Genomic DNA, 24707 nt, shown 5'->3' with positions numbered 1-24707 from the left:
GGCACGTTGAACGATAAAAGGCCCGCTGAGACAGCGAGAAGTGACCTCTCAGGGCGCGTGGGGCCGAGTCAGGGGCGGGCCTCCGGCATACGGCCGGAGAAATCCTCAGCGGGCGCGGCGGTAGAGGCGCTCGATGTCCAGCAGCACGACCGAGCGGGCCTCGAGACGGATCCAGCCGCGGCCGGCGAAGTCGGCCAGCGACTTGTTGACCGTCTCGCGCGAGGCGCCGACGAGCTGGGCCAGCTCCTCCTGGGTGAGGTCGTGCGCGACGAGGACGCCGTCCTCGCAGGGGCGACCGAAGCGGCGGGACAGGTCGACGAGGGCCTTGGCCACGCGGCCGGGCACGTCGGTGAAGACCATGTCGGCGAGGGACTCGTTGGTGCGGCGCAGGCGACGGGCGAGCGCGGCCAGCAGGGTGAGCGAGACGTCGGGGCGGGCGCCCAGCCAGGTGCGCAGGCTGTCGTGGCCGAGGCCGACCAGGGAGGTCTCGGCGACCGCGGTGGCGGTCAGCGTGCGGGGGCCGGGGTCGAAGAGCGACAGCTCGCCGAACATCTCGGCCGGCCCGAGCACCGCGAAGAGGTTCTCGCGCCCGTCGCCGCTCGTGCGCCCGAGCTTCACCTTGCCGTCGACGATGATGTACAGGGCGTCGCCCTGGGCTCCCTCGTGGAACAGCACCTCTCCCCGCTCGAGGCTCACGGGGCTCATCGAGGCCCGCAGCGTGCTGGCTGCCTCGTCGTCGAGCGCCGCGAAGAGCGGAGACCTTCTCACCACGTCGTTGTCCACGTCGGTCATTGTGCCATCACGGACGTGCAGGGGTGTGACGGACCGCACGAGTAGCCTGATCGGGTGTCCACCCTCGATCCCGCCTCGCGTCCGACGCCCACCGGCGAGTCGCCGCTCGCGCTCAAGCGCCGCGCCCGACGGACCTATCGCGTCCTGCACGACACCTATCCCTACGCCATCGCCGAGCTGGACTTCACGACGCCGCTGGAGCTGTTGGTCGCGACCGTCCTGTCGGCGCAGACGACCGACGTGGGGGTCAACAAGGTCACCCCGGCGGTCTTCGCGCGCTACCCGGACGCGGCGGCCTACGCAGCGGCGGACCGCACCGAGCTGGAGGAGCTGGTCCGGCCGACCGGCTTCTACCGCGCCAAGACCGACGCCCTGATCAAGCTCGGGACCGCCCTCGTCGAGCGGTATGACGGGCAGGTCCCGGGCCGCCTCAAGGACCTCGTGACGCTGCCCGGCGTGGGCCGCAAGACCGCCAACGTCGTGCTCGGCAACGCGTTCGACGTCCCGGGCATCACGGTGGACACGCACTTCGGGCGCCTGGCGCGGCGCCTCGGGTGGACCGCCGAGGAGGACCCGGTCAAGGTCGAGCACGAGGTCGGCGCGCTGTTCCCCCGCAAGGAGTGGACGATGCTGTCGCACGTCCTCATCTACCACGGACGCCGCATCTGCCATGCCCGCAAGCCGGCGTGCGGGGTGTGCCCCGTGGCGGACCTCTGTCCGTCATACGGCGAGGGAGAGACCGACGCGACCAAGGCGCGCACGCTCGCCAAGTTCGAGCTCGCCCCCGGCGCACCCTGGCCGGAGCGGCTGGGAGAGGCCCCCTCGGGCCTGGCCGCCCGCTGGGCGCAGGAGGGCGTATGACGGTGGCCCGGCCCACCTGGCTGGACGAGCTCGTGGGCCAGGTGGAGACCACCCCGGCCCACTACTACTCAAGCTTCCTGCCGCCCGATCACGGAGCGGGACGGCGCGCCGGCGTGCTCGTCCTCGTCGGCCCCCGTGACGAGGATCCGGGCGACCACGACATCCTGCTCACCGAGCGCGCGCACGGGATGCGGACGCACGCGGGGCAGGTCGCCTTCCCCGGCGGATCGCTCGACCCGGAGGACCGCGACGTCATCGACGCGGCGCTGCGGGAGGCCCACGAGGAGGTGGGCCTGGACCGGTCCTCCATCGACGTGCTCGCGACCCTGCCCGAGCTCTACATGCCCCACCGCGACTTCGGGATCACCCCCGTCGTCGGGTGGTGGCGCGACCCCCACCCGCTGACGGCCGGCGACCCGCGCGAGGTCGCCTCGGTCCTGCGGGCACCCGTCTCCGAGCTCGTCGACCCCGCCAACCGGTTCACCGTGACGCATCCCAACGGCTACCGCGGGCCGGCGTTCGAGGTCGACGGGCTGCTCGTCTGGGGCTTCACGGCGGGGATCATCGCCAAGCTGCTGGACCTCGCGGGTCTCGCCGAGCCGTGGGACGACTCGCGTCACGAGGAACTTCCCGAGCGCATGTGGCGCTGAGCAGGCATGAGCCCAGTCGTCCTCGACGTGATCCTGCTCGTCGCCCTCGGCCTGCACGCCGCCGCGGGCTGGCGTCGCGGTCTGGTCATGTCCGCCTTCGCGACGGCGGGCCTGGTCGCCGGGGCCGTCCTCGGCCTGCGCGCCCTGCCGCCGCTGCTCGAGAACGCCCAGGCGCTGCGTGACTCCCTCCTGCTGCGGGCCGCGGTCCTGGCGCTCGGGGTCCTGCTGCTCGCGGTGATCGGGGAGGCCCTGCTCGGACGTCTCGGCGCGCACCTGCGGTCGCGCAACCGCCTGCGCCCCACCCAGCTGCTGGACGCCGTCACCGGGGCCGTGGCGTCGGTGCTGGTCCTGGCCACGATCTACTGGTTCGTCGGGGACACCCTGCGCACGGCCGCGCCGGGGAGCGTGGCCCGCACCGTCGCCGGGTCGCGCGTGCTCGGGGCCGTCGACGCGGTGATGCCCGCCCAGGTCGGGCGGGCGTTCGCAGACTTCCGGTCGCAGGTCGAGGCCAGCGAGTTCCCCCGCGTCTTCGAGGGGATGGGGGCCGAGCCGATCGCGCCCGCCGCCCCGCCGGACCCGCGCGTCGCCCAGACGGCCGGCGTGGTCGCCGCGCGCGACTCGATCGTCAAGGTCGTCGGGGACGCGCCCGTGTGCCGTCGCGAGCAGGACGGCAGCGGCTGGGTGATGTCGCCGCAGCGGGTCGTCACCAACGCCCACGTGGTCGCCGGCACCGAGCGGGTCCGGGTGCAGGTCGGTGGGCAGGGACGGTCGTATGCCGCCACCGTCGTCTCGTTCGACCCCCGCCTGGACGTGGCGGTGCTGCACGTCCCCGCCCTGCGGGCGCGACCGCTGCAGGTCGCCGACACGCTGCGCTCCGACGCGGACGCGGTGGTCGCGGGCTTCCCCGGCGGCGGGCCCTATCGCCTCGGCGCCGCCCGCGTCCGCTCGGTCATGTCGGCCCGTGGCGCCGACATCTACGGCAGCACGGGGGCCGTGCGCCAGGTCTACTCCCTCTATGCCACCGTCCGTCCCGGCAACTCGGGCGGCCCGCTGCTCACCACCGACGGACGCGTGGCGGGCACGATCTTCGCCCAGTCGGTCGACGACCCCAGCACGGGCTACGCCCTGACCAGCGCGGCCACCCGGCCCATCCTCGCGGAGGGTGTCTCCGACACCTCGCCCGCCGCCACGGGATCCTGCTCCGCCGCCTGACCGCGCACGACATGTCGTGAGCTGGGAGCTCAGTTCGGGTCGTGCGGGGCGCCGAAAGGAGGGGTCAGGCGACATGTCGTGAGCTGGGAGCTCAGTTCGTGTCGTCCGGGGCGCTGAAAGGAGGGGTCAGGCGACATGTCGTGAGCTGGGAGCTCAGTTCGGGTCGTGCGGGGCGCCCAGGGCGGGATCAGCGCGGCAAGGCGGCGAGCCAGGGGAGGAGCAGGGCGTCCACGCGGTCCGGGGCTTCCTCGGCGACGAAGTGGCCCGTGCCCGGCAAGAGGTGGGCGTCCAGGCCGGACGCGGCGTAGCGTGCCGAGCCGCCCATCGTGATCGGCAGCACGGCGCGGTCCTCGGCGCCGTGCAGGTGGAGGGCGGGCACGCGCATGGGGCGACGCAGCGCCGCGGCCCACTGCCGCCCGGAGATCCACAGCTGGGAGCGAGCCATCCAGCGGTAGTACTCCGCCGCGGAGTGCGCCACGAACGGCAGGGCCATCTGCTCGGCATACCGGGTGGTGATGTCGACGTCCAGCCAGGTCGCGCCGGGGGCCGACCACTCGGTGAGGATGCGCGCGACGTAGCCCGAGGCCGGGTCGCCGAGGCGGCGCTCCGGCACGAACGGCCGCTGCAGCCCGGCGAACGTGCGGCCCGCCTGGATCTGCGTGGGCAGGGTCAACGACGCCGTGCGCAGGGCGAGCGGGTGCGGGGCGCCGAGCGCGACCACCGCTCGGGTCGCCGGGGGCTGCAGGGACGGCATCGACCAGGCGATCCAGGCGCCGAGCCCCTGGCCGACGACCACGGCCGAGCGCTCGCCGAGGGAGCGCACCACGCTCGCGACGTCGGCGGCGGACGTGAAGGTGTCGTAGCCGACGGGCGGCTTGTCCGACGAGCCGAAGCCCCGCAGGTCCATCGCGGCCACGCGATAGCCGGCCTCGGCCAGCGAGACCAGCTGGTGCCGCCAGGCCCACCAGAACTGCGGGAAGTCGTGCAGCAGCAGCACGAGCGGGCCGTCCCCGGCCTCGGCGACGTGGAACCTCGCGCCGTTCGCGGACACGAACCGGTGCCGCCAGGGCCCCGGGACCAGGGTGCTGGCGGCGTCACGCATGGTGCCGTCGTTCATCGGCCCCATCCTGGCAAAGGACGGGCGGGGCGCACCAACGGCTCGCGGGTCGGCGGGGTGGGGTCATGACGCAGGGTCATGACGGAGGGTGGGGACGACAGCGGCCCCCTCCCTGGTGGGGAGGGGGCCGCTGGTCGGACAGGTGGTGGGGCTCAGGCGCGCGTGGCGCCGGCCTCGCTGCGGGTGTCCGGCGCGTCGGTCGTCGCGTAGGTCGACGTGGCCTCGCGTGACGTGGTCTCGCGGGCCGAGCCGTAGGCCGCGGTGCGCTGCTCGGTGACCGCCGGGCGGGAGGTGTTGGGCTTGAGGGCCTCGACCGTCTCCTGCGCGTTGCGGATGGTGCGCTCGGGCTTGACGTTGACGGTGCTCAGGGCCTTCTTGCCGACCATCGCGAGGATGCCGGCGACGACCAGCAGCACGATGGCGACGATCAGGAAGGACAGCCACGGGGCCAGGCCGAGGGCGATCAGGCCGTAGGCCGCGGCGATCAGCAGCAGGATCAGGGCGAGGAAGGCGAAGACGCCCGCGCCGGCGAACATGCCGATGCCCTTGCCGGCCTTGGCGACGTCGGTCTTGACCTCGGCCTTGGCGAGCTGGATCTCGTTGCGCATGATGCTCGAGACGTCCTGCGTCGCGTCGGCGACCAGCTGGCCGATGGTGCGAGCAGTGGTGTCGCTGTCGTAGTTGCGCGCCTCGCGGTCACGGTCGGCGCGGCGAGCGTCGTGCTCCTGCTCGGTGTAGGACGTGGACATGGGGGCGACTCCTCGTGGACTGTGGGATCGAGATCCCGGGACAGGGCTCGATCAGGTCATTCACACATTCACCCGAAACCATACCTACATCGCGGTGGCCGACGGGGGAGGTTCCGCGAGGCGGGCACGGCTCGCACCTCGGACGATGCGGTGGACGATCTGGTGAGCGATCTGGTGGGCCACGCGGACGGGTCAGGCCAGCAGGCAGGCGACGAGCACCGCCACGCTGAAGCCGATCTCCACGAGCCCTACCTGCAGCGGCGTGATCTGGCGCCCGCGCAGCGGGCCGAGGGCCGGCATCGCCCAGGCGCGTGCGGTCGCGAGGGCCAGCACCACGGTGGCCAGGACGAGAGCGGCCCCCGAGACACCGGTGGTCAGCGCCGGTATGCCGCCCAGCGCCGCCGCGAGCAGCACCGCCGTCACCGCCGCGTGATAGGCCAAAGAGGCCGCGAACCAGCGCCGGTCCCCGCGCTCGCGGATCATCGTCTTGACGTAGACGACCGTGCCGAAGAAGTAGGCCAGCTGCAGCAGCGTCACGAACGCCACGACCCTGACCTGGTCGGGCCGGCGCGCGGCGACGTCGGCGGCGGCGCTCATCGCGCCCAGGGGGAGACGGGCCGGCAGACCTGCGCCCCACAGGACCGGCGTGACCAGGCAGGCCGCGGTGACGGTGATCAGGCCGCTGAGGGTGGCGCGGTCCCGACGGCGCGACGCCAGGATCAGGGCCACCGCCAGGAGCGGGGCGGCCACGACGAGCCACCCCGCGAGCCCGGGTCCCAGCGCCAGGACGGCGACCCCGAGGAGGCCTGCGGCGGCGGCATACGCCCGGACCGGAGGCCAGTAGCGGGGCTTGCGACGAGCCTTGAGCCACAACGTGACCGCGTTGAGCAGGAAGTAGCCGACGATCGTGATCGCGAGCACCGGCAGGGCCACCCACCGCCAGCCGTGGTCGCGCACCAGCAGCACCGTGCCGGTCACCGCGGGGACCACGAGCATGGCCCAGGCGCCGTGCTGCTGGGGGACCCAGCCGGGGGCGCGCTTCCTGCCTCGGGTCATGAGGACAGCGTGCCATCCTCGCGACGCCCGTCCTGACGACCGTCCCCGACACCGTCGGGGGTGATGCTCCCGTGGGCCTCGTAGACGTCCGGGACACCGTCGAGGTCGAGGTCCTCGGCCTCGCGCGCCGCGATCCGGGCGTAGTGCCGGTTGCGGCTGCGCAGGACGACCGACGCGAGCACGGCCGCGACCAGCGAGCCCAGCAGGACGGCCAGCTTGACGTGGTCGTCCCGCGCGGAGCCGGCGCCGTAGGCCAGCTCGCCGACCAGCAGCGACACCGTGAACCCGATGCCAGCCAGCAGGGACAGGCCGGCGATGTCGGCCCAGGCGAGGTCGCTGTCGAGCTCGGCCTTAGTGAAGCGGGCCAGGAGCCAGGTCGCGCCGAGGATCCCGACGAACTTGCCGACGACCAGGCCGGCGACGACGCCCTGCGCGGCCGGGTCGCTGACGGCCTCGCCGAAGCCGCCACCCACGACCGTGACGCCGGCCGCGAAGAACGCGAACAGCGGCACCGCCACGCCCGCCGACACGGGGCGCACGACGTGCTCGAGTCGGTGGCCGACGTCGACCGGGGTGACCAGGCCGAGCAGGACGCCGGCGACGGTCGCGTGGATCCCGGACGCGTGGACCAGGCCCCAGGTGAGCAGCGCCAACGGGATCAGCAGCCACGGGGAGGTCCAGCCGCGCCGCGTCGCCAGGGCGAACGCCGCGAGGGGGACGAGGGCGGCGAGCAGCGCCAGGGCCTGCAGCGACTCGGTGTAGGCGACGGCGATGATCGTGATCGCGATGAGGTCGTCGACGACGGCCAGCGTCAGCAGGAAGGACCGCAGCGCGGACGGCAGGTGGGTGCCGATGACGGCGAGCACCGCGAGGGCGAACGCGATGTCGGTGGCGGTGGGGATGGCCCAGCCGCGCAGGACGTCACCGCCCCCGCCGCGCAGCATCCCGACACCCAGGAAGAGCAGGGCGGGCAGGATCACGCCGGCGCAGGCCGCCGCCACGGGGACGGTCGCCTTGCGGATGTCGGACAGGTCGCCGCGCGTGAACTCGTGCTTGAGCTCGATGCCGGCGACGAAGAAGAAGATCGCGAGCAGGCCGTCGGCCGCCCAGTGCCCGACCGAGAGATCGAGGTGCAGCGCCGATGGGCCGACGTGCAGGTCGCGGAGAGCGGCATACGACTCCCGCCAGGGCGTGTTGGCCCAGACCAGGGCGGCCAGGGCCGCGACGAGGAGGAGGGCGCCTCCGACGGTCTCGGTGCGCAGCGCCGCGGTGATGCGCTGGGTCTCGCGCCAGCTGCCGCGGGCGAAGAGTCGGGAGCTGCCGGTGGCGGAGGGGCGCGGGGAGTTCGCTGGCATGATGCCTTTCGCGGACGAGGTGGGGACCCGGTCGAGGGGTCGCGAGGGACGACGCCGACCAGACTTCCCGGCACACCAACGGGCATTCTATCGCGTCCGAGCGGTCGCTCGGGCGCTCTGGGAGCGCGAGAGGTCGCCCGGCCACCGGCGTCCGAGCAACGCATGGCCGGATCGGGAAGCCCCGGTGAACACCTCGTCGTGGACCCCGGGCACGGCCCCCAGCAGCCCGGCGAGGCCCTGACCATGGAGACATGGCCTACGGCGACGGTCCCTTCCCCCTGGCGCTCGCGCACCGCGGTGGCGCGCAGCTGGCCCCCGAGAACACCCTGGCGGCGTTCGAGCGATCGGCGGCGCTCGGGGTGCGCTACCTCGAGTCCGACGTGCGGCTCACCGCCGACGGACAGCTCGTGTGCTTCCACGACGAGACGCTCGACCGCATCACCGACGGCACCGGCCCGGTGGCAGGCCGCAGCCTGCGCGAGCTCCAGCGGCTGCGGGTGTGCGGGCAGGAGCAGGTGCCGACCCTGGTGGAGGCGCTCGAGGCCTTCCCCGACGCGTGCTTCTCGATCGACCTCAAGGACGAGTCCGCACTCGAGCCGCTGGTGCAGGTCCTGCGGATCCGGCGCTATCGCGAGCGGGTGTGCGTCGCCGGCGCGTGGGACGGCTGGCTGCGTCGGGTCCGCGAGGGTGCCCCGGGCGTGGCCACCTCCCTCGGCTGGCGCTCCCTGACCACGCTGATCGCCTGCTCGCGCGCCGGCGTGCCCGTGCCGCGCTGGATCGGCTCGGCGCCGTTCGCGCACGTGCCGATCCAGCTGGGGCGCGTCCCGATCTTCGTCGAGGAGGTGGTGCACCTGGCCCACTCCGTCGGGGTGCGGGTCATCACCTGGACGTGCAACGACCCGGTCGCGATGGACCGCCTGCTGTCGCTCGGCGTCGACGGCGTCATCTCGGACCGCCCCGACCTGCTGCGCGAGGTCCTGGTCGCCCGCGGCGACTGGGTGCCGATGCCTGGCGCGGTTCCGGCCGCCGACGAGCACGAGGTGGGGCTGCCGGGCAACCTGTGACAGGCTCGCTGCGTCCTCCGAGGAGCAGTCCTTCGAGCAGCTGGGACGTGCCGACGAGCCAGGGGGTGCCCGCATGGTCGACGACCTCGACGGTCTGGTGCGTCGCGCCGGCCCGCTCGTCTGGCGCTGGGCGCAGGCGATCGTGCCCCGGCCCGCCGCCCGTGAGGTGACCGAGGACGTGCTCGTCACCCTGGCCGGGCGGCGCGGTGAGGCCTCCCACGGCCAGGTGCGAGCCGTCGCCGAGCGCCGGATCCGGCTGGCCGCCCGCGAGCAGGACGTGCCCCAGCCCGACCACGACGACCTCGACGCCCTGTGGGGACGCGCCGCGAGCCTCGCCGGCGACGGGGTGTGCCCCGTCTCGGCCGACGACGTGCGGGCCCGTATGACGACCGCCCACCGTCGTCGCCAGGTCACCGCCCTGGCGGTGGCCGGAGCACTCGTGGTCGCCGGCGGGTGGGTCGCCGTCGACCGGCTGCGTGACGGCACGCCTTCGCCCACGACCACGCAGTCACCCACCGCGTCCCCGACCTCGAGCGGCGGTGCGGCGTCGCCCACGGCATACCCGCCCTCGTCCACGACCCCGTCGTGGACGCCGACCCAGAGCGGGTCGGCGCAGCCGACCCCCGTCCCGGAGCCGGACGTCCTGCCGCTCGAGGCCTACGAGGCCGCCCTCGGCACGGCGGCAGGCCGCCGGACGAGCGCCCTGCCCCGCGTCGAGCAGCAGGGCGCGGACCTGTGGCTGGTGCGCGGCTCGGGCACGACCCGCCTGGCGCGGTCCTCCGGCAGGCCGGACCTGGCGATGGTCACGCCGGTGGCCTTCGGACCGGACGGCGGCGCCGTCGTGGTCCTCGCCGACCAGGGCGGCCAGGGCGAGATGGGGACGGAGCTGCGGTGGTGGAAGGGACAGGGGGCGCCGGTCAGGGCGGCGGGTGGCGAGATTAGTGGCTTCGCCGTGTCCCCGGACGGGTCCCGGCTGGCCTACGTCGAGTGGGCGACCGACGGGGGTCCGGCGCCGTTCACGGTCCGGGTGATCGACGCCGCGACGGGCACCGAGGTCGCGCGTCAGGAGGTGCCGACCTCCGCGTGGGTGGCGTCCTGGACCACGCGCGGGGTCCTGATCATGCAGACCGTGATGCCCGAGACACCCACGCCGACCGGCACGGCCGGCCCGAGCGGCGACCCGACGCCGGCGGAGGGCCGGCAGGGCACGCTCCACTTCCTCTGGGAGCTGGGGCAGCGGATGCACCACCTGGACCTGCCCGACGACGCGGTCGTCACGCCGGACTCGCAAGGGGACCCGGCCTATGTCATGCGCCTGGACGACGAACGCGCGTGCACCTACCGGGTGCCGGTCAGCGACATCACGTCGACGTCGCACCCGTGCCTGCCGACGGAGGCCATGGCGCCGACGGCGACCAGCCCGGACGGGCGATACCAGGCCCGGACCGCGGGACCCGTGCAGGTCATGGACCTGCGCAGCGGGCGCTGGCGGGCCTATGGCGGCAGCAACCCCGCCATGCGGTCGCCGGCGACGATGATCTCGGGGTGGGAGGACGGGCGCACCGTGCTGCTGGCGGTGAGCCCGGGCGACGGCCGGGCGCCGGTCATGCTGCGCTGGGACGTCGAGACGGACGCCGTCGAGCGGGTGCCCGGCCCGCCGACGGTCCTCGTGCCCGCCCTCCGCACCTCCCCGAGGTAGTCAGCGCTGGGACATCCCCTGCTTGATGAAGTCCATGACCGAGGCGTCCGTGAGCGTCGTCGAGTCGCCGATCTCGCGGCCCTCGGCGACGTCCTTGAGCAGGCGCCGCATGATCTTGCCGGACCGCGTCTTGGGCAGCTCGGTGACGATCATGACCGACTTGGGCTTGGCGATCGGGCTGATCTCCTTGGCGACGTGGGACCGCAGCTCCTCGACCGTGGAGTCGCTCTGCTGCGCGCCCTCGCGCAGGATCACGAACGCGCACACGGCCTGACCGGTCGTGTCATCGGCCGCCCCGACGACGGCCGCCTCGGCCACCGACGGGTGCGACACCAGGGCCGACTCGATCTCGGCGGTGGACAGGCGGTGGCCCGAGACGTTCATGACGTCGTCGACCCGGCCGAGCAGCCAGATGTTGCCGTTCGCGTCGTACTTCGCGCCGTCGCCGGCGAAGTAGTACTTCTCGCCGAACCGGCTCCAGTAGGTGTCCTTGTAGCGCTCCGGGTCGCCCCAGATGCCGCGCAGCATCGAGGGCCACGGCTTGGTGAGCACGAGGTAGCCGACCTTCTCCGCCTCGGTGAAGGGTTCGCCCGCGTCGTCGAGGATCTCGGCGCTGATGCCCGGGATGGGCCGCTGCGCCGAGCCCGGCTCCAGCGAGGTGACGCCCGGCAGCGGGCTGATCATGATCGCGCCCGTCTCGGTCTGCCACCAGGTGTCGACGATCGGGCAGCGGTCTCCGCCGATGTTCTTGCGGTACCACAGCCACGCCTCGGGGTTGATCGGCTCGCCGACCGAGCCGAGGACGCGCAGCGAGGACAGGTCGAACTTCTGGGGGATCTCGGCGCCCCACTTCATGCAGGTGCGGATCGCGGTGGGGGCGGTGTAGAGGATCGTGACGCCGTACTTCTGGATGATCTCCCACCAGCGGCCCTGGTGCGGGTAGTCCGGGGTGCCCTCGTAGACGACCTGGGTCGCGCCGTTGGCGAGCGGCCCGTAGACGAGGTAGGAGTGCCCGGTGACCCAGCCGATGTCGGCGGTGCACCAGTAGACGTCGGTCTCGGGGTGCAGGTCGTGGACGACGGCGTTGGTGTAGGCCGCCTGCGTGAGGTAGCCGCCGGAGGTGTGCAGGATGCCCTTGGGCTTCCCGGTCGTGCCGGAGGTGTAGAGGATGTAGAGCGGGTGCTCGGCCGCCATCGGCTGCGCCTCGTGGTGGTCGCTCTGCCGGTCGACGAGGTCGTGCCACCACACGTCCTTGTCGGACCACTCGACGTCGGCCCCGGTGCGGCGCACGACGAGCACGTGCTCGATCGGGGAGTCCTCGCCCGACACGGCCTGGTCGACGGCGGCCTTGAGCGGAGCGGACTTGCCCTTGCGGTACTGCCCGTCGGCGGTGATGACCACGCGGGCCTCGGCGTCGGCGATGCGGGAGCGGATGGCGTCGGCGCTGAACCCGCCGAACACCACCGAGTGCGGGGCGCCGAGGCGGGCGCAGGCCAGCATCGACACGATCGCCTCGGGGATCATGGGCAGGTAGATCGCGACCCGGTCGCCCTTGGCCACACCCAGCTCGGTGAGGGCGTTGGCGGCCTGGCAGACGCGGCGCTGCAGCTCGGCATACGTGATCGTCTGGGTGCCGCCCTCGGCGCCCTCGAAGTGGATGGCGACCCGCTCGCCGTTGCCGGCCTCGACGTGCCGGTCGACGCAGTTGTGGGCGACGTTGAGCTCGCCGTCGGCGAACCACGTCGCGAACGGCGCGTCGCTCCAGTCCAGGACCTGGGTGAAGTCCTTGCTCCAGGAGACGTACTTCCTCGCCTGGTCGGCCCAGAAGCCCTCGAGGTCGGCGTCGGCCTGGTCGAACAGCTCGGCCTGCCCGACCGCCTGCTCGGTGAACGCGGGGTCCGGCGGGAACTCCTGCGCGGTGTGGTCAGAGAGGTCAGACAAGTCAGACACGGTCGGCTCCTCCTCGAGTCGGGAAGGTTGCCCCCCAGCCAACCTCACATCGGGCGCCCGTGCCAGGCCACCGGCCGCGCCTGAGACGGTCGTCGTCGGGTGGTCGGTGCCCGTCGCCGGGCGGTCACCGGCCGTATGCCGCAGCCGCGCCGCACGAGGGGCCACCGGCATACGGGCATGATGGGGTGGACGTCCGAGCCCACCCGCCACGACAGGAGCAGCCCATGACCGAGCCCACCCCGCTCGCGGCACCTGAGCCGTCGCCGATGCCGTCTCCACTGTCGGCGCCCCGGCCCGTCGCCGAGGTGACGCCGCAGCAGGCGGCCACCGCGGTGCCCGTCGACCCGGCCGTGGCCGACGCGCTGCGCCGCAACGCCGAGGGCTTCGTGCAGCAGCTGCTCGCCGTCGACGTGCACTCCCCGGTGCTCGACCAGCGCGTCCGCGACATCAGCACGATGGGCGACGCCGAGGTCAAGGCCTCCTCGCAGCTGTCCTCGCGGATGCTCGACCGTCGCGCCCGCTCGGGCTCGGTGGGGGCACGTCAGGGCGGCCCGGAGCAGGTGGCGGGGGAGCAGCTCGTGCGCCTGCGCCAGGAGGTCGAGGAGCTCGACCCCGCCGACCTCGACAAGCCGGCGCGCAAGCTCCTCGGGCTCGTGCCGATGGGGGACCGGGTCGCGGACTACGTCGAGCGCTACTACGCCAGCCAGGACCGCATCAACATGCTGATCCTGTCGCTGCGGACCCAGCAGGACGAGCTGCGCAAGGACAACGCGGCGGTCGCGGGCGAGCGGGCCAACCTGTGGCGGCTCATGGGCCAGCTGCAGGAGTACTCCGTGCTCGCGGGCGCCATCGACGACGAGATCGGGCGTGCGCTGCCGGGGCTCGAGGCGTCCGACCCGGCCCGCGCCCACGTGCTGCGCGACCAGGTGCAGCGCGCGGCCCGGCAGAAGCACCAGGACCTGCTGACCCACCTCGCGGTGTGCACCCAGGGCTATCTCGCGCTGGACCTCGTGCGGTCCAACAACGAGCTGCTCGTCCAGGGCATCGACCGGGCGGCGACCACGACGCTGGCGGCGCTGCGCACGGCCGTGGTCGTCTCGGGCGCGGTCAAGGGGCAGCGCCGGGTCGTCGACGGGGTGCAGGACCTGGACCGCCGCTCGGCGGAGCTGCTGGACGACTCGGCCCAGACCATGCGGGACACCGCGGGGTCCGGCTCGCCGGACGCGATCGCGCGCCTCAAGAGCGCCTTCGGCGAGGTCTACGCCGCGCTCGACGAGGCCGACGCCACGCGCACCCGCGGCGCCGCGGCCGAGGACGAGACCCGCCGCGCGCTGGACCAGCGGCGCCGATGACTAGGCTGGGGTCGTGGCTGGCAACGCTCTGACGCGCTACCTCGCGTCCACCAAGAACATCGTGGGATCCGTGCTCGGGCTCGGGGCCGCGGCCGTCACGGTGCCCACCGACCTCGCCGGGGACTGGTGGCCCGCCGCGGTCGTCGGGCTGTATGCCGTCGGCGCGGCCGTCGCCCCCGGAGCGCGCCGACGTGGGGGTCTTGCGACGGGCACCCAGGCCACGCAGGCGCTGATCGTCGACCTGCGCACCGAGCTGCAGCGTCTCGTCGACCAGACCGACAAGTCCTCCAACCGGCTCCCCGAGGAGGGCTACCTCGCGTTCCACCGCGTCGTGGCCGTGTTGCGCGACATCCTTCAGCGCGCGGAGCAGCTGGCCACCTCGCCGGACGACCTGCACGTGGTGCAGCGCACGGTGCGGGACTACCTGCCGACCTCGCTCCAGGCCTATCTCAACCTGCCGGGCAGCTATGCCCGTGACGCCCCGGGCGCGGAGGGTCGCACCCCCGCGCAGGAGCTGACCCACCAGATGCAGGTGCTCGAGCAGCGGCTGGGGTCGGTGCAGAGCGCGATCTATGCCGGCGACGCGCAGACCCTGACCGACCAGGGCCGCTTCCTCGAGGAGAAGTTCCACCACGACGGACCTACCTCAGGTAGTCACATCGACCGGCCTTAGTCCCCCAGGCTGATGTGACCAACCCCGGCGGGTCCGATCGTCCAACCGTATGCCGGAGCCCGGCCTAGGCCGGCCTGGCCTGGATGCGCTGCCGATCGGGCACGCGGGCGCTCAGGTCTGCGGGGTTCCGGCGTCCCGCGGGAACGGGTGGAGAACGCCACCCATGACGGTGGCGTTCTCCACCCGTTCGGTTTGCACCCGGAGCTCGCTGCACGAACTGATCCGTCGGGGCATGTCGGGTCGCCCTGGGCGCCATGAGAACGTTCAACCTGCCCCGTCGGGTCACTTTCAGCCGCCTGGGACGCCGTGAGGACGTTCGACCTGCCCCGTCGGGTCAGTTTCGGGCGCCAAGGTGCCGCGCGCGACTCGGCAAACCACTTCGCACGCAGCTCGCGGGTCGCCGCCATGACGAACGGGTGGAGAAGGCCACCCATGACGGTGGCGTTCTCCACCGTTGGCTCGCAAACCCGGAGCTGGCGGCACGAAGTGACCCGTCGGGGCGCGTTGGGTCGCCCCGGGCGCCGTGAGGACGTTCAACCTGCCCCGCCGGGTCGCTTTCAGCCGCCTGGGACGCCGTGAGAACGTTCAACCTGCCCTGTCGGGTCACTTTCAGCCGCCTGGGACGCCGTGAGGACGTTCAACCTGCCCGTCGGGTCACTTTCGGGCGCCAAGGTGGCGCGCGCGACTCGGCAAACCACTTCGCACGCAGCTCGCGGGTCGCCGCCATGACGAACGGGTGGAGAAGGCCACCCATGACGGTGGCGTTCTCCACCCGTTGGCCCCACCACGTTGGCCGGCGCTCACCACCCCGGCGCTCAGGCCGGCGGGGTCCCCGCAGCCTCGGGGCCGCCCGCCGCAGGTGACCCCCACAGCGACAGCGCGCGCTTCTCCGCCCGCGCCACCCGGCCACCGCCGACCAGCGCCAGCACGAACGCCACCATCGCCGCACCGCACGGCACGAGGAAGGCCCGCGACGCACCCAGCGCCTCGACCGCCGTCCCGCCGGCGAAGGACCCCAGCGACACCCCGATCAGCAGCCCCGTCATGACGATCGTCATGCCCTCGTTGATCTGCGACGGCGGCACGAGGCGTTGTGCCAGCATCGTCGCGGTGATCAGGGTGGGGGCGATGGCGCCGCCCGCGATCAGCACGACCACCGCGAAGGTCCACACGTGGTCGACCATCAGCACCGGCAGCAGCAGCACGAACATCGCGGCCGTGCCCCAGCGGAGGCGCCTGGCGATGGCCCCGGTGACGGGCAGGGCGCCATACACGAGGGACCCGATCAGCGAGCCGCCGGCGAACATGCCGAGCGCCACCCCGCCGAAAGACTTGGCGTCGTGCGCCTCCGCGAACGCCAGCGCCACGATGTCCATCGACCCGAAGATCGCGCCGGTGAGGGCCAGCGTGACGGCGAGCAGCAGCAGGCCCGGGGCCCGCCAGGCGCGTCCGGCGTGGTGCTCGTGCACCGCGTGGATCGGCGGCTCGGTGGAGGTCTGGACCGTGAGGCCGACCACGCCGACGGCATACAGCACGAGCGCGACGAGCAGCCCGGCCTCGGGGAAGGCCAGGGTGGCGAGCGCGCCCCCGAGCGCGGGGCCGAGCATGAAGCAGGACTCCTCGGCGACCTGCTCGAACGAGTTGGCGGTGTGCAGCGCGCGGGCGTCGCCGCCGAGCAGGTGCGCCCACCGGGCTCGGACTAGGGTGCCGACCTGTGGCATCACGGCGTTGCCGAGGTTGGCGAGGACCAGCAGCCAGACGGGTGCGCCGAGCCAGGTGGCCACGAGGAGTATGCCGAGCGCCCCGACCGACACGAGGCCGAGGGGCAGGGCGACCCGCCGCTGGCCGTGGCGGTCGATGAGGCGCCCGATGGACGGCCCGGCGAGGGCCATGCCGACCAGGCCGACCGAGGAGATGGCGCCGGCGAGGCCGTAGGACCCGCGGCGCGAGGAGAGCATGGCGATGATGCTGACGCCCATCATGGCCGCGCCGAAGCGGGCGAGGTAGGCGGACAGCATGAAGCGGCGCGCCCCGGGGATCCGGAAGAGGATCCCGTAGGCGGAGGTGAACGACGACAGAGGGCTACCCGATCCCGAGGTGGCGGAGGAGGGCGGCAGCGGCGGCGCCCAGGATGACGACAACGATGAAGGGTAGCCGCATCCACAGGGCCACCGCTGCCACCGCGAGCGCGCCCAGGCGGGCGTCGAGGACGATCGCCCGGCCGGTGACGACGGTGTTGGCGGCGACGAGGGCCGCGAGCAGCCCGACGGTCATGGTCGAGGCGATGCGGGCCACGAGGGGGTGCTCGAGGTGGTGGCTCGGCACGAGATAGCCCGACAGCTTGGTGAGGTAGCAGACGAGGGCGGCGAGCAGGACGGCGGCGGTGAGGGTCACGCGGCCTCCCCCTCGTCGCTCGCGTCGACGGCCCGTCGGGTCACCAGGGCGATGATCAGCGCGACGGCCGCGGCGAGGATGATCGGCAGCCCCGAGGGCAGGGCGGGTGTCGCGAGGACGGTGGCGAGCGCGCAGACGACCGCGACCGCCCGCCCGTCCCGGCGTCGCAGGCGTGGCCACAGCAGCCCGAGGAAGCCCGCCACCGCGGCCCCGTCCAGCCCGTAGGTCCCCGGGTCGCCGATCGCGTCGCCGAGCAGCGCGCCGGCCAGCGTGAAGGCGTTCCACAGGACGTAGATTCCGAGCCCGGCGGCCCAGAACCCGCGCCGCGTCTCGTCGGGGTCGCCCTCCTGGGCGACGGCCGTGGCGGTGGACTCGTCGATCGTGACGTGCGCCTGGAGGGGGCGCAGCGCCCACGGGGGCTTGAGCAGGGCATTCATCTGTATGCCGTACAGCGCGTTGCGGACACCGAGCAGGGCGGCGGTCGACAGCGCCGTCACGGTCGAGCCACCCGCACCGACCACCCCGATGAACCCGAACTGCGACCCGCCGGTGAACATCAGCAGCGACAGCGCGCACGTCTGCCAGATGCTCAGGCCCGCGCCGACGCCCAGCGCGCCGAAGGACAGGCCGTAGAGCCCGGTCGCGGCGGCGATGGACAGCCCCATGCGCACGGCGGGGGTCATCGTGGGCATGGCGGCACCCTCGCACAGCGGCACCGGCCTGGTCCCTCGGCGACCGTGTCGTGGGATGACACGGACGGCCGTTGACCTTAGTGTCAAGGAGGTTGACAGCCCTGGGCCCCGAACGGCCCATCCGCGGATCGGAGAGGTGCCATGACGGACGCCGACGAGACGTCCTTCGCGAGCCGGTTGCGACGTGCTCGGCTCGAGGCCGGGCTTTCTCAGGGCGAGCTGGCCGGGCAGGACCTCTCCATCAGCTATGTGTCCCACCTCGAGGCGGGTCGTCGCGAGCCGACGCCACGGCTCACCTCGCTGTTCGAGCGGCGGCTGGAGCTGCCCCGTGGCTACCTGGCGGGGGAGTCCTGGGGGCAGGGGCGCGACGAGGAGGTGCCCGAGGTGTCCACGGCAGATCTGGCAGCCCTCGCGTCACGGGTGGGGCGGATGCGGTCCGGCTCGTCGACGGAGGACCTCGCGGCCGAGGCCCGCCGCGCCGCGGAGCTGGCGCTGGGCCACGACCGGCCCGAGATGTGGTGGGCCATGACGATCGTCGAGGTCAGGGCCCTGATGCACATCGGTGACTACACGGCGGCGGCGGACGCGGCCACGGCCCTCACGGCCCACCCCTGGGTGCAGTCGCAGCCCGCGCTCGCGGCCGAGGCGCACACGCTGGCCAGCAAGACGAGCCGGCGGGCGGTCGACCGCACCTCGGCGACCCACCACGCGCACCGGGCGCTCGAGGCCAGCGCCGACGTCGGGGACCCCGCCCTGCGCGCCGAGGCCGTCATCGCGGCGCTGGCCACGCAGGCCCTGCCCGGCGACGGCCTGCTCGTCGAGCTCGAGACGCTGCACCACCGGCTCGCCGGCACCCACCTCGGTGGGCTCGTCGCCTGGACCATCGGCACGCACGCCTTCGAGAGCGGCGACGTGCGGGACGGGCTGCGGTGGCACAAGGTCGCCGCGACCGAGGTCAACCCCGACGTCGACCACCGCGACTGGGCGCGCTTCGTGGGCGCGACGTGCTGGATGCGGGTGAGCCGCCGCGTGGACGACGACGTGCCCGAGCTGATCACCCTGGCCCGCCAGCACCTGACCTGGCTGGGCTGCACCGACGAGCTCGCCGACCTCGCGCGCACCGAGGCGCAGTGGCACGAGCAGCACGACCGGCTCGTGGACGCGCGCCGGGTGCTCGACGACGCGCTGCGGCTCCCGGGGCTGGCCGGGCTCGCGCGGGGGCGGCTGCGGCTCGACCGGGCGCGGACCCTGCGCAGCGCCGGCGACCAGGAGGAGGTGGCGCTCGAGGCCCTGTCCGCGGCGCGCGACCTGACCCTGGCGGGCGACGCCGAGGGGGCCCGGGTGGCCTGGCAGCTCTACGACGAGGTGTCGACGACCTGAGCGCCGCGCCCGCCACGGCGTAGGGTCGAGGATCACGCGAGGCGAGTACAAGGTCCCAGGCGGCAAGCTGGTCGCGGTCGAGCTCGAGACCGTCGACGGGAGGATCAGCGAGGCCCACGTCTCCGGGGACTTCTTCCTCGAGCCCGACGAGGCCCTCGAGGACATCAACGCCGCCCTGGTGGGGCTCCCCGCCGACGCCAGGGCGGACGACGTCGCCGCGTCGATCGCGTCGCGGCTCCCCGACGACGCCCAGCTCATCGGCTTCTCGCCCGAGGCGGTCGGCATCGCGGTCCGACGCGCGCTGGGTCACGCCTCCCGCTGGGAGGACCACACCTTCGACCTCATCGCGCCCGTGACGCTGGACCCGCGCATGCACGTCGCGCTCGACGAGGTGCTGGCGGGCGAGGTGGCTCGCGGCGAGGCCGGGCCGAGCCTGCGCTTCTGGGACTGGGACCGGCCGCTGGTCGTCATGGGCAGCTTCCAGTCCTACCGCAACGAGATCGACGAGGAGGGCCGCCGACGGCACGGGATCGACGTCGTGCGGCGGATCACGGGCGGCGGCGCGATGTTCATGGAGCCGGGCAACTGCATCACCTACTCCCTCGTCGTGCCGGCCTCGCTCGTCGAGGGGCTGAGCTTCCAGCGCTCCTACGAGTTCCTCGACGACTGGGTGATGGGCGCGCTGGCCGAGCTCGGCATCCGGGCACGCTACGTGCCGATCAACGACATCGCCTCCGACCAGGGCAAGATCGCGGGCGCCGCGCAGCGCCGGCTCGCCGGAGGGGTCGTGCTGCACCACGTGACGATGGCCTACGACATCGACGCCGACAAGATGCTCGAGGTGCTGCGCATCGGTCGGGAGAAGATGTCGGACAAGGGGACTCGCTCCGCCAACAAGCGCGTCGACCCGATGCGTTCGCAGACCGGGCTGCCGCGGGAGCAGATCATCGACTCCTTCCTGCGCTCCTTCGAGAGCCGGTATGCCGTGACGCGCCGGACCTACACGCAGACCGAGCTGGACGCGGCCGCGACGCTCGTGGAGACCAAGTTCAGCACGCCGGCGTGGACGCACCGGATCCCCTGACCGGGGTCGACGCCACGACGTCACGTCGGGGCAGTACCGTGCGACCTATGCGTCTCATCCTCGTCCGCCACGGGCAGACCACGTCCAACGTCGACGGCCTGCTGGACACGGCGCGCCCCGGGGCGGACCTCACCGACCGTGGGCGCGAGCAGGCGGAGGCCGTCGTCCCCGCGCTCGCCGACGAGCCCGTCGACGCCATCTATGTCTCCAGCCTCGTGCGCACCCACCAGACCGCGGCCCCGCTGGCGGCCGCGCGGGGGATCACGCCGATCCAACTCGACGACCTGCGCGAGATCAGCGCCGGCGACGTCGAGATGCGCGGCGACCGCGAGGCGGTCCGGACCTATCTCGAGGTCCTCTACTCCTGGGCGCGCGGCGACCTCGACGCCGGGATGCCCGGTGCCGAGTCGGGTCACGAGGTCCTCGGCCGGTTCGACGCGGCGGTGGAGGAGGTGGCGGACTCCGGCGCCGAGTGCCCCGTCGTGGTCAGCCACGGGGCGGTGCTGCGGCTGTGGACCGCGATGCGCTGCGCCAACCTGACGGGCGAGTTCCTGGCCGACCGGCTCATCAGCAACACCGGCGTGATCGTGCTCGAGGGCGGGCCCGACCTCGGGTGGACCTGCCTGACCTGGGAGGGCGACCCGGCCGGGGGCGAGCAGCCCGGCGACGAGGCCAACGACGGCCCCACGGCGTGACCGGTGCGGGAGCGCCGCGCCGGAACGCACGCCTGCGGCGGGGCGTCATACGAGGTATGACGACCACCACCCGCCCTGCCGCCGCTGCCGTCGGCACGGCGCTGCTCGCGCTCGTCCTCACCGCCTGCGGCGCCGACACGGGCTCGCCGCCGGCGACGAGCGGCCCCACCAGCCGGCCGACCTCGACCAGCGCCACCACCAGCGCGACAGCGACCACCAGTGCACCGACCACCAGCCCGGGAGGCACCATGACCTCGCCCCTCGTCCCCACGACCGACGTCTCCGACAACGGCAAGCCCACCGCGACGCTCACCGTCACCGGCGCCGTCACCGAGGGCGTCGAGCCCCGCTGCCTCGTCCTGACCGACCAGGCCACCGGTGAGACCTACCAGCCGATGGGCGGCGGTCTCAAGGTCGGTGACCGGGTCACCGTCGAGGGGCACGAGGCCAAGGGCGTCATGACGACCTGCATGCAGGGCAAGCCCCTGCGGATCACCCGGGTGGTCAGCCGCGAGGGCTGAGCGCGCACCGGCCACCAGACGCAGACGATCCCGCCGCCCGAGGAGGGCGACGGGATCGTCTGCGTGCAGGATCCGCGTGCAGGATCCGCTCGGTCAGCCGCCGGAGACGGCGCTCGCGAGCTTCTCGAGGGACTCCTCGAGGTCGTGCTGCGGGACCAGCGGGAAGTGGATCTTCTGCAGGAGCTGCTTGTCGGTGACCTTGCTCCAGTCGTAGGTCAGCGTCACGAGGGTGCTGTCCTGGCCCTGGGGCTCGAGCTCCCACATCCACTCCCAGCCCTTGGGCTCGGTGCCGGCGGGGGCGGTCTGCCAGGCCACGAGCTTGTTGTCGAGGTAGCCCGTGACGTGGTTGTCGGTCTGGTAGTCGCCGCCCATGTGGTCGCCGTGCATGTTCATCGTGAACACCTGGCCGGTGGCGGTGATGCGGTCGGTCTTGGAGTCGCTGCGGACGAAGCCCGAGCCGTCGAGCTCGGCGTGCCGCGACGGCAGCGTCAGGACCTCGAAGATGTCCTTGGCCGGCGCGTCGATGGTCCGCTGGACGGTGATCTTCTTGTCGTCAGTCATGCGGTCCCCTTACCCACGGGATGGTCGACATACGCCAGGTGTCGCGAGTCCGGCGCCCAGCCGTTGACGTTGGTGGCGCCCTGCCCGCCGAAGATGTCGGCGAGGACGTGCACTGGCAGCGCGGGGGTGCCGACGCGGGGGTCGGCGAGGTCGAGGAGCCGCATCTGGGCCGGCAGGTTGGGGGGGTGCTGCTCCACCCCGGGCTCGTAGGCGAGATAGGCCAGCCAGCGACCGTCCGGCGACGGGTGCGGGAACCAGCTGACCCGCTCGTCGTGGGTGAGCTGTTCGAGGTCGGTGCCGTCGGGGCGGACGCGATAGACCTGGGAGTGGCCGGGTCGCGTGGCGCGCAGCTCGCTGTTGAACCACACCCGGTCGTCGTGGCCCTCGCCGGGCCCGCCGGGACCGAGCTCGGTGCCGTCGCAGGCCGTGGTGTCGGTGAGCAGGGTCAGCTCGCCCGAGTCGAGGTCCAGCAGCCCGACATTGGTCCGTATGACGTCCCCGCTGCCCAGCCGGCCGCTCAGCACGGTCAGCCCGAGCACCCGCCCGTCCCGGCTCTGCCCGTGCAGGTAGTAGCGCAGCGGCTCGGAGCCCGGGTCGGGGGTGAGCCGCTGCGGCTCCCCGCCCTGCCAGGGCACGCGATAGACGTGGCCGTCCGCGGTGAGCAGGTGGTGGCGGCCGTCGGGGGAGACGAGATGGTCGTTGTTGGCGTTGCGGATCGAGCCCGTGTCGACCTCGGCGAGCGGGCCGTCGGGGCGCAACGACCGGGTCAGCGGCAGCACGTGCAGGCGCCCGGCGGCGTTGACGACCAGGTGCCGCCCGTCCGGCGCGAAGCTCGGCGCCTCCAGCACGAGCTCGTCGCTCTCGAGCAGGACGCGACGAGTGTCGTCGACGACGTCGTGCAGCCACACGACGCTCCGCTGACCCGGCAGGAGCGCACGGCCGAACGGTGGAACGAACCCCACTGAAGACCCCCTAAGATTGACAGAAGGTGACGAGTTGGACACGGAATGATCACGCCGCGCCCGAGCGCCTTCCGTGGCCCCCGGACGGCAGGACAATCGACCTGTCACACCCGTCACTGTGACACCACACGACCGCTGTCCGCACAGGATGGACGAGCGGTCCCGAGGGACTCCGGGGGGTCAACGGCATGCACCAGCTGACCGATGCAGAGCGAATGCGTCGTCGTCGCCGTCGTCGCGTGACGGCCTTCGTGACCTTCCCCGCCGTGCTGATCGCCACCGCCGGCGTGGGCAGCGCCGCCGGCATGGGCTGGCTCGACGCCCCCCAGCGGGACACCTGCCAGCCGACCGTGGTGCCGGCACCCGCCCGAGCGTCCTTCGCGACCAACGTCCTCAACGCGTCGGGCAAGTCCGGCGTGGCCGGCCCGGTCCACGCCGAGCTCGGCAAGCGCGGCTTCAAGGTCGGTCGGCTGGGCAACGACACCGAGCTGCGCGCGGTGACCCCGGAGGGCGAGATCCGCTACGGGCGCAAGGGATACGACCAGGCGCTGCTCATCCAGCAGCAGGTGCCGGGGGCCCGCATGGTTGAGCTGCCCGAGCGCTTCGACACCGTCGTGGACGTCGTGATCGGCACGGACTTCCGCGGGCTGGCCCCGCGTCCGCCGCGTCCGCCGGCCCGCCCCGGCCAGTTCACGCTCAACGTCTACAACACGACCTACTACGAGAACCTCGCCACCAACACCATGAACGACATGGTGAGGCGCGGGTTCAAGCAGGGCGGCGTCTCCGCCGACCCGCAGAAGTCCTGGGTCACCGAGGTCGCGGTCATCCGCTACGGCGAGAACGGCGACCTCAACGCCAAGCTCGTGCAGCAGCACGTGCCCGGCAGCACCCTGCTGCGCGACGACCGCAAGGACGCCTCGGTCGACCTGCTGCTCGGCATGAAGTGGAAGGGCCTGACCCCGCAGGACCAGGTCCCCCCGATCCCGCCGGAGCCGCCCAAGGTCGTGCCCACGGTCTCCCGCCCCTGCGCGAGCTGAGGTCAGCGGCCGTGGTCGCCGCGGCTGCGGACCAGCCTCGTCGCGACGACCACGATCGCCGCGAGCACGACGGTGAGGAGCACGTGCAGGTCGGTGACCTGCGCCTGCCAGCCCTGGACGCGTGACTGCCACGCGAGCTGCGTGCCGCTGTCCGTGAGCGCCGGCAGCAGCGTCGTCCCGTCGCTGAGGACGAAGGTCAGGCCGATCAGCACGAAGACGCCGCCCGCCAGCAGGCTCGTCGTGTGCGTGCGCAGCGGCCCCAGCGTGACGGGGCGGCCCCGCAGCCAGCGCTGGTCGCGCAGCCCCGCCCGGTCCCACAGCAGCGCGAGGACGGCCAGGGGGATCGTCATACCGGCGGCATAGGTGGCCATGAGCAGGGCGCCGTATGCCGGGGAACCGCCCGCCATCGAGATGGTGAGGATGGACCCGAGCAGGGGACCGGAGCAGAACCCCGACAGGCCGTAGAGCGCGCCGAGCGCCAGGACCGACACGGTGGAGCCGGCCGGCCCCAGGCGCAGGCGACCCCTGGCGCGCTGGGCCGCCCCGAGCTCGAAGCCGCCGCCCGCAGCCACGAGCAGGCCGAGGGCGATGACGACGAGGCCACCGACGCGGGTGGCGGTCGTGCGGTGGACGGTGAGCAGGCTGCCCACCGCGCCGACACCAGCCCCGAGGGGTGCGAGGACGAGCACCAGCCCGAGGTAGAACGCGAGGACGCGGCGCAGCAGCACCACCGGACGCTCGAACGCGAGGGCGAAGAAGGACGGGAGCAGCAGCGCCGAGCAGGGGCTGACCAGGGACAGCAGCCCGCCCAGGAGGGCGCCCAGCAGTCCGATGCCGGTCACGGGTGA

24 protein-coding genes are annotated in these 24707 nt (G+C 73.1%); 12 read left to right on the top strand and 12 right to left on the bottom strand.

Features of this window, described 5'->3' with window-relative positions; translation table 11 throughout:
* Nucleotides 1–105: 105 nt before the first annotated feature.
* Entirely contained in the window at nucleotides 106–783 is a 678-nt protein-coding gene (locus tag B4K29_RS01435; protein ID WP_029211765.1) for a Crp/Fnr family transcriptional regulator, read from the bottom strand.
* 63 nt (nucleotides 784–846) lie between these two features.
* Between B4K29_RS01435 and nth the strand changes: the two genes are divergently transcribed.
* Genes nth through B4K29_RS01420 form a run of 3 tightly spaced genes read left to right on the top strand, consistent with a single transcriptional unit; the run spans nucleotide 847 to nucleotide 3515 of the window.
* Nucleotides 847–1653, top strand: a complete 807-nt coding sequence (nth, locus tag B4K29_RS01430; protein WP_019285155.1) for an endonuclease III — start codon at nucleotides 847–849, stop codon at nucleotides 1651–1653.
* Nucleotides 1650–2303, top strand: coding sequence for an NUDIX hydrolase (locus tag B4K29_RS01425; protein WP_286960056.1), 654 nt, complete (start codon nucleotides 1650–1652; stop codon nucleotides 2301–2303). The genes nth and B4K29_RS01425 overlap by 4 nt, the downstream gene beginning before the upstream one ends.
* Nucleotides 2304–2309: 6 nt before the next feature.
* Complete coding sequence (locus B4K29_RS01420; protein ID WP_286960058.1) at nucleotides 2310–3515, top strand: MarP family serine protease; 1206 nt, start codon at nucleotides 2310–2312, stop codon at nucleotides 3513–3515.
* A 187-nt stretch (nucleotides 3516–3702) separates the two neighbouring features.
* Here the strand turns inward: B4K29_RS01420 and B4K29_RS01415 are convergent, their stop codons facing one another.
* The 4 genes from B4K29_RS01415 to nhaA form a co-directional block, all read right to left on the bottom strand.
* Entirely contained in the window at nucleotides 3703–4632 is a 930-nt protein-coding gene (locus tag B4K29_RS01415; protein ID WP_286966250.1) for an alpha/beta fold hydrolase, read from the bottom strand.
* Nucleotides 4633–4784: 152 nt separating this feature from the next.
* Nucleotides 4785–5381 carry a phage holin family protein gene (locus B4K29_RS01410; protein WP_286966249.1) on the bottom strand — a complete coding sequence of 199 codons (597 nt, stop codon included), beginning with the start codon at nucleotides 5379–5381 and terminating at the stop codon, nucleotides 4785–4787.
* 192 nt (nucleotides 5382–5573) lie between these two features.
* Nucleotides 5574–6437, bottom strand: a complete 864-nt coding sequence (locus B4K29_RS01405) for a YwiC-like family protein (RefSeq protein WP_286966248.1) — start codon at nucleotides 6435–6437, stop codon at nucleotides 5574–5576.
* Entirely contained in the window at nucleotides 6434–7792 is a 1359-nt protein-coding gene (gene nhaA, locus B4K29_RS01400; RefSeq protein ID WP_239264269.1) for a Na+/H+ antiporter NhaA, read from the bottom strand. The genes B4K29_RS01405 and nhaA overlap by 4 nt, the downstream gene beginning before the upstream one ends.
* Nucleotides 7793–8043: 251 nt before the next feature.
* On the opposite strand from nhaA, the gene B4K29_RS01395 reads away from it, so the two are divergent.
* A complete protein-coding gene (locus B4K29_RS01395; protein ID WP_286957415.1) occupies nucleotides 8044–8856 on the top strand; it encodes a glycerophosphodiester phosphodiesterase family protein in 813 nt (270 codons plus the stop codon).
* Between the two features lie 73 nt (nucleotides 8857–8929).
* Entirely contained in the window at nucleotides 8930–10555 is a 1626-nt protein-coding gene (locus B4K29_RS01390; protein WP_286957413.1) for a hypothetical protein, read from the top strand.
* Here the strand turns inward: B4K29_RS01390 and acs are convergent, their stop codons facing one another.
* Nucleotides 10556–12496: an acetate--CoA ligase gene (gene acs, locus B4K29_RS01385; protein WP_376786869.1), complete on the bottom strand. Its 1941-nt coding sequence runs from the start codon at nucleotides 12494–12496 to the stop codon at nucleotides 10556–10558.
* A gap of 233 nt (nucleotides 12497–12729) precedes the next feature.
* Here acs and B4K29_RS01380 point away from each other — a divergent pair, with 233 nt between their 5' ends.
* Nucleotides 12730–13857, top strand: coding sequence for a toxic anion resistance protein (locus B4K29_RS01380; protein WP_286960065.1), 1128 nt, complete (start codon nucleotides 12730–12732; stop codon nucleotides 13855–13857).
* Nucleotides 13858–13870: 13 nt separating this feature from the next.
* The gene (locus tag B4K29_RS01375) at nucleotides 13871–14530 is read left to right on the top strand and encodes a hypothetical protein (protein WP_286960066.1); all 660 of its coding nucleotides are present in this window, start codon (nucleotides 13871–13873) and stop codon (nucleotides 14528–14530) included.
* A gap of 815 nt (nucleotides 14531–15345) precedes the next feature.
* Here the strand turns inward: B4K29_RS01375 and B4K29_RS01370 are convergent.
* The 3 genes from B4K29_RS01370 to B4K29_RS01360 are packed head-to-tail and all read right to left on the bottom strand — an operon-like array spanning nucleotide 15346 to nucleotide 17607.
* A complete protein-coding gene (locus tag B4K29_RS01370) occupies nucleotides 15346–16671 on the bottom strand; it encodes an MFS transporter (RefSeq protein WP_239264280.1) in 1326 nt (441 codons plus the stop codon).
* Complete coding sequence (locus tag B4K29_RS01365) at nucleotides 16613–16924, bottom strand: AzlD domain-containing protein (RefSeq protein WP_029211544.1); 312 nt, start codon at nucleotides 16922–16924, stop codon at nucleotides 16613–16615. The genes B4K29_RS01370 and B4K29_RS01365 overlap by 59 nt, the downstream gene beginning before the upstream one ends.
* Entirely contained in the window at nucleotides 16921–17607 is a 687-nt protein-coding gene (locus B4K29_RS01360) for an AzlC family ABC transporter permease (RefSeq protein ID WP_286958515.1), read from the bottom strand. Before B4K29_RS01360 ends, B4K29_RS01365 begins: the two co-directional genes overlap by 4 nt.
* A 150-nt stretch (nucleotides 17608–17757) precedes the next feature.
* Here B4K29_RS01360 and B4K29_RS01355 point away from each other — a divergent pair, with 150 nt between their 5' ends.
* The 4 genes from B4K29_RS01355 to B4K29_RS01340 are packed head-to-tail and all read left to right on the top strand — an operon-like array spanning nucleotide 17758 to nucleotide 21296.
* Complete coding sequence (locus B4K29_RS01355) at nucleotides 17758–18996, top strand: helix-turn-helix domain-containing protein (protein ID WP_286966246.1); 1239 nt, start codon at nucleotides 17758–17760, stop codon at nucleotides 18994–18996.
* A gap of 31 nt (nucleotides 18997–19027) precedes the next feature.
* On the top strand, nucleotides 19028–20080 hold the full coding sequence (locus tag B4K29_RS01350) for a lipoyl protein ligase domain-containing protein (RefSeq protein WP_286966253.1): 1053 nt from the start codon (nucleotides 19028–19030) through the stop codon (nucleotides 20078–20080).
* Between the two features lie 47 nt (nucleotides 20081–20127).
* The gene (locus tag B4K29_RS01345; RefSeq protein ID WP_029211540.1) at nucleotides 20128–20775 is read left to right on the top strand and encodes a histidine phosphatase family protein; all 648 of its coding nucleotides are present in this window, start codon (nucleotides 20128–20130) and stop codon (nucleotides 20773–20775) included.
* Between the two features lie 56 nt (nucleotides 20776–20831).
* Complete coding sequence (locus B4K29_RS01340) at nucleotides 20832–21296, top strand: hypothetical protein (RefSeq protein ID WP_286958504.1); 465 nt, start codon at nucleotides 20832–20834, stop codon at nucleotides 21294–21296.
* A 93-nt stretch (nucleotides 21297–21389) separates the two neighbouring features.
* Here the strand turns inward: B4K29_RS01340 and B4K29_RS01335 are convergent, their stop codons facing one another.
* On the bottom strand, nucleotides 21390–21857 hold the full coding sequence (locus tag B4K29_RS01335) for an SRPBCC family protein (protein ID WP_286961714.1): 468 nt from the start codon (nucleotides 21855–21857) through the stop codon (nucleotides 21390–21392).
* Nucleotides 21854–22819, bottom strand: coding sequence for a TolB family protein (locus B4K29_RS01330; RefSeq protein WP_286958507.1), 966 nt, complete (start codon nucleotides 22817–22819; stop codon nucleotides 21854–21856). The genes B4K29_RS01335 and B4K29_RS01330 overlap by 4 nt, the downstream gene beginning before the upstream one ends.
* Before the next feature lie 239 nt (nucleotides 22820–23058).
* Between B4K29_RS01330 and B4K29_RS01325 the strand changes: the two genes are divergently transcribed.
* Nucleotides 23059–23859, top strand: coding sequence for a LytR C-terminal domain-containing protein (locus B4K29_RS01325; RefSeq protein WP_286966245.1), 801 nt, complete (start codon nucleotides 23059–23061; stop codon nucleotides 23857–23859).
* Nucleotides 23860–23861: 2 nt separating this feature from the next.
* On the opposite strand, the gene B4K29_RS01320 is transcribed toward B4K29_RS01325, so the two are convergent.
* Nucleotides 23862–24701 (bottom strand): cytochrome c biogenesis CcdA family protein, encoded by an 840-nt coding sequence (locus B4K29_RS01320; protein WP_286958510.1) that lies wholly within the window; start codon nucleotides 24699–24701, stop codon nucleotides 23862–23864.
* Nucleotides 24702–24707 lie beyond the last annotated feature (6 nt).

The sequence above is a fragment of the Arsenicicoccus sp. UBA6765 genome (assembly GCF_002453335.1).
GTDB classification, from domain to species: Bacteria; Actinomycetota; Actinomycetes; order Actinomycetales; family Dermatophilaceae; genus Arsenicicoccus; species Arsenicicoccus bolidensis.
The sequence above is the reverse complement of the archived record's forward strand: the minus strand, read 5'-3'. Positions and strand labels throughout refer to the sequence as shown.